12 protein-coding genes and 2 pseudogenes are annotated in these 12,247 nt (G+C 64.0%); 4 read left to right on the plus strand and 10 right to left on the minus strand.

The genetic code is table 11. The features are described from left to right. Positions 1-167 precede the first annotated feature (167 nt). Positions 168-287: pseudogene (locus tag NKI20_RS13835) on the plus strand (helix-turn-helix domain-containing protein); the annotation flags it as partial. Positions 288-292: 5 nt separating this feature from the next. Here the strand turns inward: NKI20_RS13835 and NKI20_RS13840 are convergent. From NKI20_RS13840 to NKI20_RS13850, 3 genes are read right to left on the minus strand one after another with little or no spacing between them, the layout of a single operon-like run. Continuing rightward, positions 293-1,066 carry an SDR family NAD(P)-dependent oxidoreductase gene (locus NKI20_RS13840; protein WP_352831256.1) on the minus strand — a complete coding sequence of 258 codons (774 nt, stop codon included), beginning with the start codon at positions 1,064-1,066 and terminating at the stop codon, positions 293-295. Next, positions 1,063-1,860 carry an SDR family oxidoreductase gene (locus NKI20_RS13845; protein ID WP_352831258.1) on the minus strand — a complete coding sequence of 266 codons (798 nt, stop codon included), beginning with the start codon at positions 1,858-1,860 and terminating at the stop codon, positions 1,063-1,065. The genes NKI20_RS13840 and NKI20_RS13845 overlap by 4 nt, the downstream gene beginning before the upstream one ends. Positions 1,861-1,863: 3 nt before the next feature. Continuing rightward, entirely contained in the window at positions 1,864-3,255 is a 1,392-nt protein-coding gene (locus NKI20_RS13850; RefSeq protein WP_352831259.1) for a transaminase, read from the minus strand. Between the two features lie 159 nt (positions 3,256-3,414). Here NKI20_RS13850 and NKI20_RS13855 point away from each other — a divergent pair, with 159 nt between their 5' ends. The 3 genes and pseudogenes from NKI20_RS13855 to NKI20_RS13865 all read left to right on the plus strand — a co-directional run bounded on the left by NKI20_RS13855 (position 3,415) and on the right by NKI20_RS13865 (position 6,135). Next, a complete protein-coding gene (locus NKI20_RS13855; protein WP_352831261.1) occupies positions 3,415-4,161 on the plus strand; it encodes an IclR family transcriptional regulator in 747 nt (248 codons plus the stop codon). Positions 4,162-4,368: 207 nt separating this feature from the next. Continuing rightward, positions 4,369-4,791, plus strand: a pseudogene (locus NKI20_RS13860) (MBL fold metallo-hydrolase); the annotation flags it as partial. Positions 4,792-5,187: 396 nt separating this feature from the next. Next, on the plus strand, positions 5,188-6,135 hold the full coding sequence (locus NKI20_RS13865) for a helix-turn-helix domain-containing protein (protein ID WP_352831263.1): 948 nt from the start codon (positions 5,188-5,190) through the stop codon (positions 6,133-6,135). A 172-nt stretch (positions 6,136-6,307) separates the two neighbouring features. On the opposite strand, the gene NKI20_RS13870 is transcribed toward NKI20_RS13865, so the two are convergent. The 7 genes from NKI20_RS13870 to NKI20_RS13900 form a co-directional block, all read right to left on the minus strand. Further along, a complete protein-coding gene (locus tag NKI20_RS13870; protein WP_352831265.1) occupies positions 6,308-7,294 on the minus strand; it encodes a branched-chain amino acid ABC transporter permease in 987 nt (328 codons plus the stop codon). Positions 7,295-7,299: 5 nt separating this feature from the next. Next, positions 7,300-8,196, minus strand: a complete 897-nt coding sequence (locus NKI20_RS13875) for a branched-chain amino acid ABC transporter permease (RefSeq protein WP_352831267.1) — start codon at positions 8,194-8,196, stop codon at positions 7,300-7,302. Beyond that, positions 8,193-8,921 carry an ABC transporter ATP-binding protein gene (locus NKI20_RS13880; RefSeq protein ID WP_502898101.1) on the minus strand — a complete coding sequence of 243 codons (729 nt, stop codon included), beginning with the start codon at positions 8,919-8,921 and terminating at the stop codon, positions 8,193-8,195. Before NKI20_RS13880 ends, NKI20_RS13875 begins: the two co-directional genes overlap by 4 nt. Then, entirely contained in the window at positions 8,902-9,639 is a 738-nt protein-coding gene (locus tag NKI20_RS13885) for an ABC transporter ATP-binding protein (RefSeq protein WP_352831269.1), read from the minus strand. Before NKI20_RS13885 ends, NKI20_RS13880 begins: the two co-directional genes overlap by 20 nt. A 138-nt stretch (positions 9,640-9,777) precedes the next feature. After that, positions 9,778-10,986 (minus strand): amino acid ABC transporter substrate-binding protein, encoded by a 1,209-nt coding sequence (locus NKI20_RS13890; protein ID WP_352831271.1) that lies wholly within the window; start codon positions 10,984-10,986, stop codon positions 9,778-9,780. A gap of 54 nt (positions 10,987-11,040) precedes the next feature. Continuing rightward, positions 11,041-11,430, minus strand: coding sequence for a nuclear transport factor 2 family protein (locus NKI20_RS13895; RefSeq protein ID WP_352831273.1), 390 nt, complete (start codon positions 11,428-11,430; stop codon positions 11,041-11,043). Between the two features lie 17 nt (positions 11,431-11,447). Beyond that, complete coding sequence (locus tag NKI20_RS13900) at positions 11,448-12,242, minus strand: MoaF C-terminal domain-containing protein (RefSeq protein ID WP_352831275.1); 795 nt, start codon at positions 12,240-12,242, stop codon at positions 11,448-11,450. Positions 12,243-12,247: the final 5 nt, after the last annotated feature.

The raw sequence follows: 12,247 nt of genomic DNA on the forward strand, positions 1-12,247 counted from the left end.
ATCCTCGGCGAGGTCACGTCAACCGAATGCCGAAATTACTTCACCGAGGCTGGCTATGCCCAACCTAAATTCATCCCGCTCTAGCTGTGAGCTTTCAGAGGGTTGTCCATTCGGACCGGACCGAGGAGACTGGAGTTACCACGCTGCAGCACTCACCGGAGGTCCGAATGAACATCCACAAGAATGCCCGTCTCACGCCGCTGCGTCGAGAGGAGATGGCGCTGTCGGTCATTGAGGGGCGTCTTTCCCAAGCCCATGCGGCGCGCGTCTACGGCGTGTCGGTCAGGTCGCGTCACACCGCCCTGTTTTGCGTTGGCGCACGGCCGCCGCCGTCGGCGACGAGCACAGCACCGGTGACGAAGGAGGCGGCATCGGAAGCCAGGAACAGGCAGCAGTTGGCGATCTCAGCCGGCTCGGCGACACGCCTGAGCGCAATGCGGCCGGAGAGCGCGGTGAACTCCTCGTCGGGCGTCGAGCCGTTGGCCGCTGCCGCCACTTCCATTTCGTAGACGCTCATCGGCGTGCGCACCCAGCCAGGCGCCACAGCGTTGGCGCGGATGCCGTCGGGGCCATGTGCAAAGGCCAGCGAGCGGGTGTAGGAGACGAGTGCTGCCTTGCTGGCCGAATAGGCGGCATTTTGGCCGCTGGCGTTGAAGGCGCCGACGGAGGCGATGTTGACGATCGCGCCGCCGCGCTTTTTCATGAGCGGCAGTGCGGCGCGGCAGACCATCATGGCGCCCGTCACATTGACCGCAAAGCTGCGCGCCCAGGTTTCGTCGCTCAGGCTCTCCGGTTCGTCGAGGATCATCAATCCGGCGGCGTTGACGACGATATCGAGACACCCGCCGCAGGCGTCGATGGCACGTGCGACATCGTCTGCGCTGGTGATATCGCCGCGTACGGCGGCACCGCCGCTCTCCTTGACGGCGCCGTCCAGTGCCTCGCCGCCGAGGCCGAAGGCGATGACTTCGGCGCCGTGCCGGCCGAACAATTCGGCCGTGGCGCGGCCCATTCCGGTGGCAGCTCCGGTGATCAGGGCTTTGCGGCCTTCGAGGCATCGGCTCATGTCAGCCCCCAATGGCGCTCGACGGCGAAGCCGGTTTCCGGCAGCGTTGAGCCGCCGTCGACGACGATCGTCTGGCCGGTGGTGTATTTGGCCTGCTCCGAGGCGAGATAGAGCATGGCATAGGCAATGTCGTCCGCCTCGCCGAGATGGCCAACGGGGATGTGTTGGCCGAGGCGCCCGGCAGCTTCCGGCGCGCTCATCGTGCCCCTACCCGGCTTGGTTATGAAGCCCGGCTCGATACCGTTGACGGTAATGCCGTCGCGCGCGAATTCGAAGGCAGCACCCCGAATGAAGGCGTTGACGCCGGCCTTTGCGGCCGAGTAATGCGCGCCGCCGGCCATCGCCACGCGCGCCGACACCGAGGAGGTGACGAGGATGCGGCCGAAGCCATTGCGGCGCATGACAGGAGCTACTGCCTGCGCCAGCCAGAAGCAGGGTTTGAGGTTGAGCCCAAGCGCCGCTTCGAGCTTGTCCTCGTCGAGATCCTCGATCGAAGCCCAGGGGCAGCCGCCGGCATTGTGGACGACGATGTCGAGCCGGCCCGCCTGGCGCACGATGTCGCCGACCAGTGCGTGGATCCTGGCGCGATCGAGGCCGACCAACGGCACCACCCGTACGTCCAGCTTGCGAGCGGCGAGGTCGGCGGCCAGCGCTTTTGCAACATCAAGGGTTCGGTTGGCGATGACGACCGAAGCGCCGGATTCAGCGAAGCGCGTGACGATCGCGGCACCGATGCCGCGTCCGCCGCCGGTCACCAGCGCCACCTTGCCGCTGAGGTCGAATGGTTGCGCCATCGCTCAGACGACTCCGGCGCCACACACGAGATCAACGAAACGGGTGAAGACCTCGGCGTGGCGGTCGACATCGGCCTCGGTCGTCGCCGGACACATCAGGAACATGGTGTGGAAGGGCGTCACCAATATGCCCTCGTTCATGTAGAAGGTGTGCAGCAGCGTCTCGAGATCGCCGCGCCGGCCGGCGATGACGTCGGCGCCGTTCCGCGGCGGATCGGGCATGAACATGATCTCGGCGCGGGCGCCCATCTGCGTCACATGCCAGCGCAGCTTATTGGCGTTTATGATGCCACGTGCCATCTCCGCCAGCCGCGAGGCTCTGCCGATCATGATTTCGAAGTTGGCGGGCGTGAGCACCTCTTCCAGCACAGCGCGCATCGTGGCTACGGTGAGCGCGTTGCCGGCCAGCGTGCCGCCGATGCCGAGATGGGCCGACTGGCGCACGCGCGGATTGACCATCGGCACGATCGCCCACAACCGCTCGGCGATCGCCTGCGAGACGCCGAAGATGCCGGCCGGAATGCCGCCGGCGATGGCCTTGCCGGCGACCAGAATGTCCGGCTCCAGCCCGTGCAAAGAGGTATAGCCGCCCGGGCCGCTGGAGATCGTGTGCGTCTCGTCGATGATGAGGATCGTTCCGGTGCGGCGGGTGATCTCGCGAAGTGCTGCATGAAAGCCATCGGCGACCGGGATCATGCCGAAATTGGTCATCAGTGGCTCGGTCAGCACGCAGGCGACGTCGCCGGCCGAGAGTGCCGTTTCGAGCGCGGCGACATCGTTGAACTCGACCACCTTCGATACCGCCGAATGGTCGACCCCGTTGGGATGGATCATGTTGCGCAGGCCGACACGGCCGTCGCGGATCTCGACATGCGCTTCCTCGACGCCGCCGTGATAGCAGCCGGAAAAGACCAGCACCTTGTCGCGGCCGGTGATCATGCGGGCGATGCGGATGGCGCCGCGATTGGCGTCGGTGGCCGAGGTGGTCAGCGTCCAGTAGGGCAGTCCGAAGCGACGCTGCAGCTCAGTGCCGACCCACAGGCTGTCCTGCGTCGGCAGCATCATCGTTGTGCCGTTCTGCAACTGGCGGAGTGCGGCGCGCGTCACCGCCTCCGGCGCGTGGCCGCACATGCCGCCAGTGTCGCCAAGCGCGAAGTCGACATAGTCATGACCGTCTATGTCGCTTATATGGGCGCCGCTGGCCGTGGTGGCATAGACCGGAAAGCCGCCGGCCCAGCGTCGCATCCAGTGCGAGGGTCCGCCATAGAGGAAATGCTGCTTGCCCTCTTCCCAGGCCGCCGCCGAGCGCGGATGCGTGTCACGGAAGCGCTGCTGCTCGCGGTCGAGCAGCTCACCAATGGTCGTTGAATGCAAATCGTTTCTGCTGGCAGCCATCACAGCGCTTAACTCTCCCTGCCGCGCGGTTATTTTAGCGCGCGCTCTCGTTCCCGATCTGGTTCACTATTTGAACCGATATTTTGTATGCTATAGACTGCAAGGCCGGTCGGCTGCTGTCAAGTTAATTCACATGCGAAGTATCTCGGAGAATCGATAATGAGCACAGTCGGCAAGGCGGTTTCGTTGCTGGAGCTGTTCACGCTCGGCGAACCGGAGATCGGCCTCTCCGACCTCGCCCGCAAGGCCGGTCTCGACAAAGCCACCGCAAGGCGCCTGCTGGTAGCGCTTTCCAACCACCGGCTGATCGAGCAGGAGCCGAAGAGTCGCCGCTACCGGCTGGGCGCCGGCCTGTCGCGGCTGGCCCGCATTCGCGACGCACATTTCCCCTTCGTCCGCGTCGCGGCGCCTGTGGCGCGAGAGCTTTCGCTCGAAACCGGCGAGACCGTGCATCTGTCGGAATTCAGCGCCGGAGCGCTGCTGACCGTCTATGTTGAGCTTTCCACCAAGGCCAACCGCGTCAATGTCGATGTTGGCCAGGTGCTGCCGCTGCACGGCACAGCGTCCGGCGTCGCCTTTTTGGCCGCTTCAAGCCCGGATGTAGTTGGCGCCTATTTCAAAAAGCCGCTGCAGGTGTTCACCCCGCATACAGTGACGCGGCCGGACAAGATTGTGGAAGCGATACGGCTTGCCACCACGCGCGGTTACTCTCGCAGCGCACAGGGCTATGAGGAAGGCGTGCACAGCATCGCCGCGGCGATCCTCGGCGCTGACGGGCAGCCGATCGGCACCTTGGCGGTGGCTTCGCCCGTCTCACGCGTCGACGACGCGACCGCAGCCACACAGGGCAGGGCAGCAATCAAGGCAGCGCGGTTGATCACAGCGCGTCTCACCGGCGAACCTTAGCCTTGCATCTCCGCGACGGATGCATCGGGCATGCCCTTGCGCCATAATCTCGCAAAATCAGTCGGAACGAGCGGCTGCTCTCGCCCGGATATCCGCTGAGCGAAGGCGCTTCGCGCAATGCCGCGAGCTGGCTCATTTAGCCGGCGATCAGACTTCCGCTGCCCAAAGATCAGTTTCCGATCGGTTGGACCGGGACGGCTGGTCGAAACCCGCTCGGGGCGTTCGGTGGAGTTCGTCGCCGCCGAGGGCCTCGTTAATCGCCGCTATATCTGGGCGCCCTCGCTGAACGCGGTGCTTGGCGGCGTCCTGATCTTCGCCGGCGTTCATGTTTGGACCGCCGACACCCCGACCAGGGAATCACGCGCGGCCTGGATTGCCAATCTCGACAAGATCGCAGCGCGCAAGCCGGCGGTCGTCGTGCCGGGGCACATGACGCCTGAGTCGCCGGTCGACATCTCCGCTATCGAACACACCAAGACCTATCTTCTGGCCTTCGAGCAGGAACTCGCCAAGGCCGCGGACGCCGCCGCGCTGAAGAGCGAGATGGAGGCCCGCTTCCCAGGCCTCGGCATGGGCGTCGCTCTCGACATCGGCGCGAAGGTCGCCAAGGGCGAGATGAAGTGGGGATGAGATGACCCAATCTCGATCTGATCCGGAGGACCTATGAGGGGTCCTCCGAGGGGAAGGCCTTCCCTGTGCCGGCAGGGATGCCCTGATGAAAGGCGTCTTCCAGTGCTTGGCCACCGAACGGACAGGCCACCGCGCTGACGTGCACGACCATCTCGCCGATGACGACCGGGTACCGCCTTTGAGACGGCTCGGCCGCAAGGTCGGGCCTTTCCGTATGGCAGCGGCATAGGGCCCTTCAGTAACGCCGATACCAGGATTTCGGTCCGATCGGCCGGCGCGTCGTGAAGCACTTCCGCCGTTGCGGCAAAGATGCTTATCATGTTAAGGATGGCGCGGCGCTGCCGCAGCGTCACAATCCCGCGACAAGACGGGAACAACGAGAATGTGGAGGAGACTATGACCGCCCAACACGTGAGCGTCGCCGACGGCGAGGCTTTCCTATCTGCGTCGCGGATGCTGTTCGGCCCGATCAGCCAGCGTTTCTCGCGCGGCGAGGCGCCGTCGCTGCCGAAGCTCGTGTCCGTGCATCTCGGCTCCTGCCGGCTCTCCGAGATCAAGGCCAAGTCGCATCTCGTCGTCAGCGACCGCACCTTCTGGCGCAGCTTCGATCCCGATGCGATCAAGATCCTGATGCAGCTCAGCGGCCACAGCCGGTTCGAGCAGCAGGAGGTCGCGGTCGATCTCGGCCCACGCGCAGCGATCATCTATGATCCAATGCACAGCTATTCGCTGCAGAACCTATCGGATGTCGACCAGCTCATCCTGCAGGTGCCGCGCTCGACCTTCGGCGACGGGACGCTGGCGCGGCTCTCGGCGCCGGTGCCGTTGCCCGGCAACGACGACAGCCTCACCCACATTGTTTCCGGTCTGATGCAGATGGCGATCGGCACCGCGCACAAGCTCGACGAGGCCGGCTGCCGCCGTGTCGGAGAAAGCCTGATACAGCTCGTCAACGGACTGATCCAGGCAAAGCCGACGGCGCCGGAATTCCGCCGCTCGCCGCTGGAAGCGCTGCGCGAACGCATCGTCGCCTATATCGACGCCAACTTGGCGCGCTCAAACCTGTCGGCCGAGGACATAGCCCGCCACATGGGCTGCTCCCGCCGCTATCTGCACCGCGCCTTCGAAGGCGAAGGCACCACATTGGAGCGGTTCGTATGGGATAGGCGGCTGGAGCGCAGCAAGGAGGAGCTGCTGTCGCCCGCCCGCGCCTCAGTCTCGATCTCGGAAATCGCGTTTGCCTGCGGGTTCAATTCGAGCGCACATTTTTCGCGGGCGTTCAGAAGCAAGTATGACGTGGCGCCGAGAGATTTGCGGGAGCGAGTGCGAATGGTGGTGCATTAGGAAGGTGCTGTTAGCCCTACTTTATCGGATGCACCAAGTTTGTTTTGCGCCCATATATGAGGCACATTGTATCCTCACCTTTCATCATTTTTGGAGGGCTCTCACTCCCGACTTGCAGCGCTTGCGTTTCAACTGTCGGCGGTACCCAGTTCGATAGGGCTGTACCCAGACCTCAAGCCGTCCGCGCCCTGCCCGCAAAACTCCGCATCAGCCCCTTCGGCAAGAACAGCATTGCCAAGATGATGGTCAGCCCCGAAATCACCGGGTGATAATCCGGCACTACTATGCGCGCCAGGTCGAACACCGCGTACATGACGAAGGCGCCGAGGATCGGGCCGAGCAGAGTACCGGTGCCACCGACCACCGTCATCATCAGCGGCAAAAGCATCCAGTCGAGGTCGAAGACGGAGTCCGGGCCGACATGGAAGATGTAGTAGGTGTAGAGGCTGCCGGCGACCCCGGCGATAAAGGCGCTGCCAGCAAAGGCGGCGACCTTGACCCTCAATGTGTCGATGCCGTTGGCCGAAGCTGCCATCTCGTCGTCGCGCACGGCGATCAGCGCCAGGCCATAGCGCGAGCGCATCAGCAAGCGGATGGCAAGCGCCGTACCCACCATCAGGCCGAGCCCGACCAGATAGTGGGGCAAGAGCGTATCGAAGGTGCCGGCGGGCGCGACGACGCCGAAGGCGCCCCCGGTGAAATCACCGCCATTGATGAACATCACCTTGACGATCTCGCCGAAGCCGAGCGTGCCGAGCGCGAAATAGTCGCCGCGCAGCTTTGACAGCAATGGCAGGCCGATGATGATGGCGGCGACGGCCGCGACCAGCCCGCCCAGCATCATCGTCACCGGGTCGAAATAGTAGATCCGCGGATAGGCGTCATAGAACGAGCCCCAGAGATAATTGCCGCTCCACAGGATGGCGATGGTGTAGGCGCCGAGCCCGAAGAAGGCATGGTTGCCGAGGCTGATCTGACCGCCGAAGCCGGCAACGAGGTTCCAGCCTTGCGCCATAGTGGCGTAGATGAAAACGAAGAACAGGAACGAGAAGGCATAAGAATCGATCGCGCCGGGCAGGAGCGGCACCAGCGCGAGGGCCGCGACCACGGCAATTGCGATCCCAATCCAGATTTGTTTCGGCAAGGCTTTCTTCATCATGACGCTCAAGCCTTCTTGTAGGGCCGGCTGAACAGGCCTTCCGGCTTGAACATCAGCACCGCCAGGAACACGCCGTAGGCGATGGCGTTGGTCCAGCCGCCCGAGATGAAATACTGCACATAGGCTTCGATCAGGCCGAGGATGATGCCGCCGGCAAGTGCGCCCGCGACATTGCCGATCCCACCCAGCGCCAGTGCCACCAGCGCCTTGAGGCTGAAGATGAAGCCGGCGAACGGGTTGAACGGGAATGTCGTCGCCACCGCGACGCCGGCCGCTCCGGCGAGCGCGATGCCGATCGCGAAGGCGATGGCGTTGACGCGGTGCGGGCTGATGCCCATCAGTGTCGCCGACTCCATGTCCTCGGAGGCCGCGCGCACCGCCTTACCGACCAATGTCTTGCGTAGGAACAGCACCACCAGGCCGGTACCGGCGAGCGCAATCACAAAGCCCATGGAACGGGTGAAGGAGGTGCGCACGCCCAAAATCTCGATGCCGCTCGCCGTGTAGGAGGTGACGATGGCCGCGGTGTTGCCGCCCCAGATAACCGTCATCAGGTTCTGGATCAGGAACATCAGACCGACCGCGATCAAGAGCGAGATGTTGCGGTCCTCCGCTGCCGCCGCGCGGCGAAACAGGCCTTGGTAGACCAGCCAGCCGACGACGAGCCCGACGGGCACGACGATCAGCAGCGACACGAACGGGTCGATCCCGATGCCATAGAACAGCGCCCGTACGAAATAGGCGGACAGGATGATCATCGCGCCCTGCGCCAGAAAGATCAGCCGCATGGTGCCGAAGATGAGGCTGAGACCCACCGCCGCAACGCCGTACATGGCGCCGCCCAGCGCGCCGTTGAGCGACAGCTGCAGCAGGATTTCGGGAGGCGGAATGTTCTGCATCATTGCACCTCCAACACGCCCATATAGGCCTTCTGGATTTCGGGATCGGCGATGAGCTCGGCACCGGTGCCTTGCATGGCAAGCTCGCCGGTTTTCAGCACGAAGGCGTAGTCGGCGACCTTCAGTGCCTGATGGATGTTCTGCTCGACCAGGAGGATGGTGACGCCCTGCTTGTGCAAGGTCTCGATCAGCGCGAACATCTGCTGCACCACGATCGGGCTGAGCCCCAGCGACGGCTCATCGAGGATGAGCAGCGATGGGTCCGACATGGTGGCGCGCGCGATCGCCAGCATCTGCTGTTCGCCGCCGGAGAGCGAACCGGCCTTCTGCCCTGCCCGCTCCTTTAGCCGCGGAAACAGCGTGTAGGCTTTCTCCAGCGACTGCGTGAAGTGCTTCCGCACCTTGGGCTGGAAGGCGCCAAGCTCTAGGTTTTCCAGCACCGTCATCTGCCGGAACAGGCCGCGCCCTTCCGGCACATGCGCGATGCCCATTGCCGCGATCTCCTCCGGCGCCTTGCCGGCCAGCGGCGCGCCGGAGAGGAAGATCTCGCCGCGCTTCGGCTTCAGCAGACCGGAGATGGTCTTCAGCAGCGTCGTTTTGCCCGCGCCGTTGGCGCCGACAATGGCGACGATGCTGCCGGCGTCGACGTGGATCGACACTCCCCACAGCGCGCCGACGTCGCCATAGGCGACTTCCACATTGTTCGCTTCAAGCAGTCGGTTCGCCAAGATAGGCCTCTATCACTTTGCGGTTGGCGACGATCTCGCGCGGCGTTCCGTCGGCGATCTTCTCGCCATGGTCCAGCACGATTACTCGGCTGCACACTTTCATGATGGCATCGACCTTGTGCTCTACCCACAGGATCGAGACCCCCTTGTCTGTGCGCACGCGGCGGATGACATCGACCGTGCGCTGGATCTCGGTCGGGTTCAGCCCCGCCATCGGTTCGTCCAGCAACAGCAGCCCCGGGCTGGAGGCGACGGCTCGCGCGATCTCCAGCAGTCGCCGGTCGGACAGCGTCATATGCGCGGTGCGGACATCGCGCTTGGCGGTCAACCCGACCAGTTCAAGGGCCTCTTCGGCGGCTGCCGTCGCATGCTTGACGCGGCCGCCCGAGCCATAGACAGCCCCGACCATGATGTTCTCGAATGCCGTCATGGTCAGGAACGTGCGCACCAGCTGGAAGGTGCGGGCAATGCCGAGCCGGCAGATGCGATGTGGGGCCGTGCCGGTGATGTCCTCGCCACGGAAGCGGATACGGCCCTGGGTTGGGGTGTAGAGCGCGGTAATTACGTTGAACAGTGTCGACTTGCCGGCGCCGTTGGGACCAATCAGCCCGATCAGCTCATTGGCTCCGACGGCGATGTCGATGTTGTTGAGCACGACAAGCCCGCCAAACCGCTTCTGGATCGCCTCGAGGCGAAGCAAGGTTTCGTCAGGCTGCATCGTGTGTTTCCGTTTCTCCAGGGGAAGCTGTCCATGCAATCTATCGAGGTCAGCGCCGCCCTCATCGCCTGCCCCTTCTCCCCGAGTAGGACGGGAAGAAGGGGCAGGCGGCAACGTCGGAGCCCGTACCCTCGCCGCTCAGCGCTTGTCCCACGCCGGCGCCGGCTTGTAGGTCCAGCTGCCATTGGGGAAGATCAGCTGGTGCTTGCCTTGCCACCATTGCGTGGCAACGCTGGGGATCAGGGCAAAGCCGGTCTGGTCGAATTTGAGATCGCCGACGACGGTGTCCTTGAATTCCTGGTTGAAGATCGCGTCATGCAGCGCGGCGGCATCGGTGGTTCCCGCCTTTTCGATCGCCTGCGCCAGCACCTGCGCATTAGCGTAGAAGGCGCCGACTGTGACGGAGTCCTTCTTGAATTCGGCCTCGTAGCGATCGCCGAGTTCCTTGGCGCCGCGATAGGGATAGCTCGACGACCAGAAACCGTCGGTCATGATGTAGTCCGAATCCGCTCCGAGCGCTTCGTGGAACTCGCCCGTCCAGGTGCCCTTCCAGCCATGCAGATAAGGCACGGAGAAGCCGAGCTCCTTCATCTGGCGCAGCAGCGTCACCGTGTCGGCCGGCGAGCCGAACACCAACATGGCGTCGACGTTGGCGGCCTTGAGCTTGGTGATCAGCGCCGAATAGTCGGTGGCCCCGATTGCCCAGGGATCGTCGACCGCGAAAGCGTAGCCATATTTCTTGGCCGCCGCCTCGAAGGCGCCGCCAAAGCCCTTGCCGTCGGGCGAATCCTCGGTGACAAGTGCCGGGTTCTTCGGCTTCTCATTGGCCGGCAGCTTGTTCCAGATCTCGAATGGCACCTCGGCGCCCGGCCCCGGGTGGAAGAAGAAGAGGGCCGAATATTTGAGCTTCAACGGCTGCCACTCGAACGGGAACGCCGTGGTGATCATGTAGAACTTCTTGTATTTCTCGGCGACGATGGCACCGGCGATGTTCATCGGCCCGGAATGGGTCGATAGCAGCGCGTCGACCTTCTGCACCTTGATGAGGTTTTCCAGCGCCGAGGCGACCTTGCCTTCCGAGCTTTCGTCGTCGGCGACGACGAGTCGCACCGGCAGCTTCTTGCCGGCCGACTTGAGCATGATGCCGCCGGCCTTGTTGATGTCGGCCACCGCTTGCTCATAGGCCCATTTCTGCTCCTTGCCGTCGCCAGCCAGCGGCCCGGTCAAGGAGATCGGCGCGCCGATGACGATCTCGTCGCCGGCGGCATTCGCGACCCCTATGCCGCCGGCCGCAAGTGCGGTCGACAGCACAAGGCCCGCCAGCATTGCCTTCAGATTGTTTCCCATTGCATCCTCCCAGGTTGTTTCATCGGCCGGACGCATCGGCGCCCGCCGCATGTCTCAGACCGTCGCTGCCGCGACCAGCCTGGTATCGGTGAACTGCTCGAAACTCACGGCTTTACCGTCGTCCATCTCCCAGACATGGACGACGCGCGCCGACATTGGCTTGCCGGTCTTCCTGTAGGTGCCCGAATAGGTGCCGATGCCGACGATGGTGGCGCCGCCGTCGACCAGTCTTTCGAGCTTCAACCTGTAGCCGTCCCACTCCTCGCCGATGCGCTTGAAGACCCCCGCTATGATGGCGTCGGGGCCGACATAGGTGCCGGCATAGGGGAAGCCCGCCATTTCGGTCCAGGCGGTGCGGCTGGTGATCGGCGCCATCATCGCGGCCAAGTCCTTGGCATCGGAACCGGCGTAATGGGCCTTGATCGCTTCGTAGTTCTTGTTCATCGCGTTCTCCCGCACGGTTAGACCGGCGCCTTGCCTTCGTCATAGGCGGTTCTGGATTTCTTCTCGATGTGAGCGCCGGCCGGCTTGTTCTCGACCTTGCCCAGGCTGGTCACGCCGAGGAATTTCCCGGTCGAGCGCATGACGTCCCAATTGTAGAAGAACAGCGAGGCGACCGGGATGATGAACTCGCGGAAGCCGAACACATATTGGTTGTCGGCAAACTTCCAGGTGGTCGCCAGGTCGACGTCGCCATGGCCACGCTGGATGCCGACGAGGTTCTGCCAGCCATAACGTCCGGAGCTCAGATAAATGTGCTCGTAGACGTGGTTGGGACTGTAGGTGTAGTGCGCGGTGAGCCCGATCAGGTCCCGGGTCGGCGCCGGCTTGACACCGGTCGGCGCCTTAGTGGGATCCCCGAGCACGCCGGCCGACCAGGTCTGCGCGACGCGCGGCTCGCCGGGCGCTTCGCCTGCTTCGCGCACCCGTTCGCGCACCGACAGGACCCGGCGCGTGCTGGTGTTGATGATGTAGGCCTCATCCTCGGTCGGCCGAGCGGCGAAGGTCATGTTGATGAAGAACACGTTGGCGGCGACTTCGAGCGCCTCGTACCAGTCCGCGCCCGCCTCGCTGCCTTCGCTCCATGCCACCGTGTCGGCCGCCGTGAAGGCAAGGTCGATTGTGCGCCCTGTATCGAGCGTGATCTTGAAGGTCTGGCCGCGCAACGCTGATGTCGTCGCCAGCCGGTTGGTGGCGATGCCGGCGGCGAAATCGTCGAAATGCTTCCAGTCCGCCGGCCTGTTCTCGTCGTTCATCGCAC

The organism is Mesorhizobium sp. M0830 (assembly GCF_040319965.1).
Classification (GTDB): domain Bacteria; phylum Pseudomonadota; class Alphaproteobacteria; order Rhizobiales; family Rhizobiaceae; genus Mesorhizobium.

What these genes read in the sequence shown, in the direction of transcription:
- NKI20_RS13865 (WP_352831263.1), top strand. Translation starts at nt 5,188, where the DNA reads ATGACCGCCCAACACGTGAGCGTCGCCGACGGCGAGGCTTTCCTATCT.
- NKI20_RS13885 (WP_352831269.1), bottom strand. Translation starts at nt 9,639, where the DNA reads ATGCAGCCTGACGAAACCTTGCTTCGCCTCGAGGCGATCCAGAAGCGG.
- NKI20_RS13850 (WP_352831259.1), bottom strand. Translation starts at nt 3,255, where the DNA reads ATGGCTGCCAGCAGAAACGATTTGCATTCAACGACCATTGGTGAGCTG.
- NKI20_RS13895 (WP_352831273.1), bottom strand. Translation starts at nt 11,430, where the DNA reads ATGAACAAGAACTACGAAGCGATCAAGGCCCATTACGCCGGTTCCGAT.
- NKI20_RS13875 (WP_352831267.1), bottom strand. Translation starts at nt 8,196, where the DNA reads ATGATGCAGAACATTCCGCCTCCCGAAATCCTGCTGCAGCTGTCGCTC.
- NKI20_RS13840 (WP_352831256.1), bottom strand. Translation starts at nt 1,066, where the DNA reads ATGAGCCGATGCCTCGAAGGCCGCAAAGCCCTGATCACCGGAGCTGCC.
- NKI20_RS13890 (WP_352831271.1), bottom strand. Translation starts at nt 10,986, where the DNA reads ATGGGAAACAATCTGAAGGCAATGCTGGCGGGCCTTGTGCTGTCGACC.
- NKI20_RS13900 (WP_352831275.1), bottom strand. Translation starts at nt 12,242, where the DNA reads ATGAACGACGAGAACAGGCCGGCGGACTGGAAGCATTTCGACGATTTC.
- NKI20_RS13870 (WP_352831265.1), bottom strand. Translation starts at nt 7,294, where the DNA reads ATGATGAAGAAAGCCTTGCCGAAACAAATCTGGATTGGGATCGCAATT.
- NKI20_RS13845 (WP_352831258.1), bottom strand. Translation starts at nt 1,860, where the DNA reads ATGGCGCAACCATTCGACCTCAGCGGCAAGGTGGCGCTGGTGACCGGC.
- NKI20_RS13855 (WP_352831261.1), top strand. Translation starts at nt 3,415, where the DNA reads ATGAGCACAGTCGGCAAGGCGGTTTCGTTGCTGGAGCTGTTCACGCTC.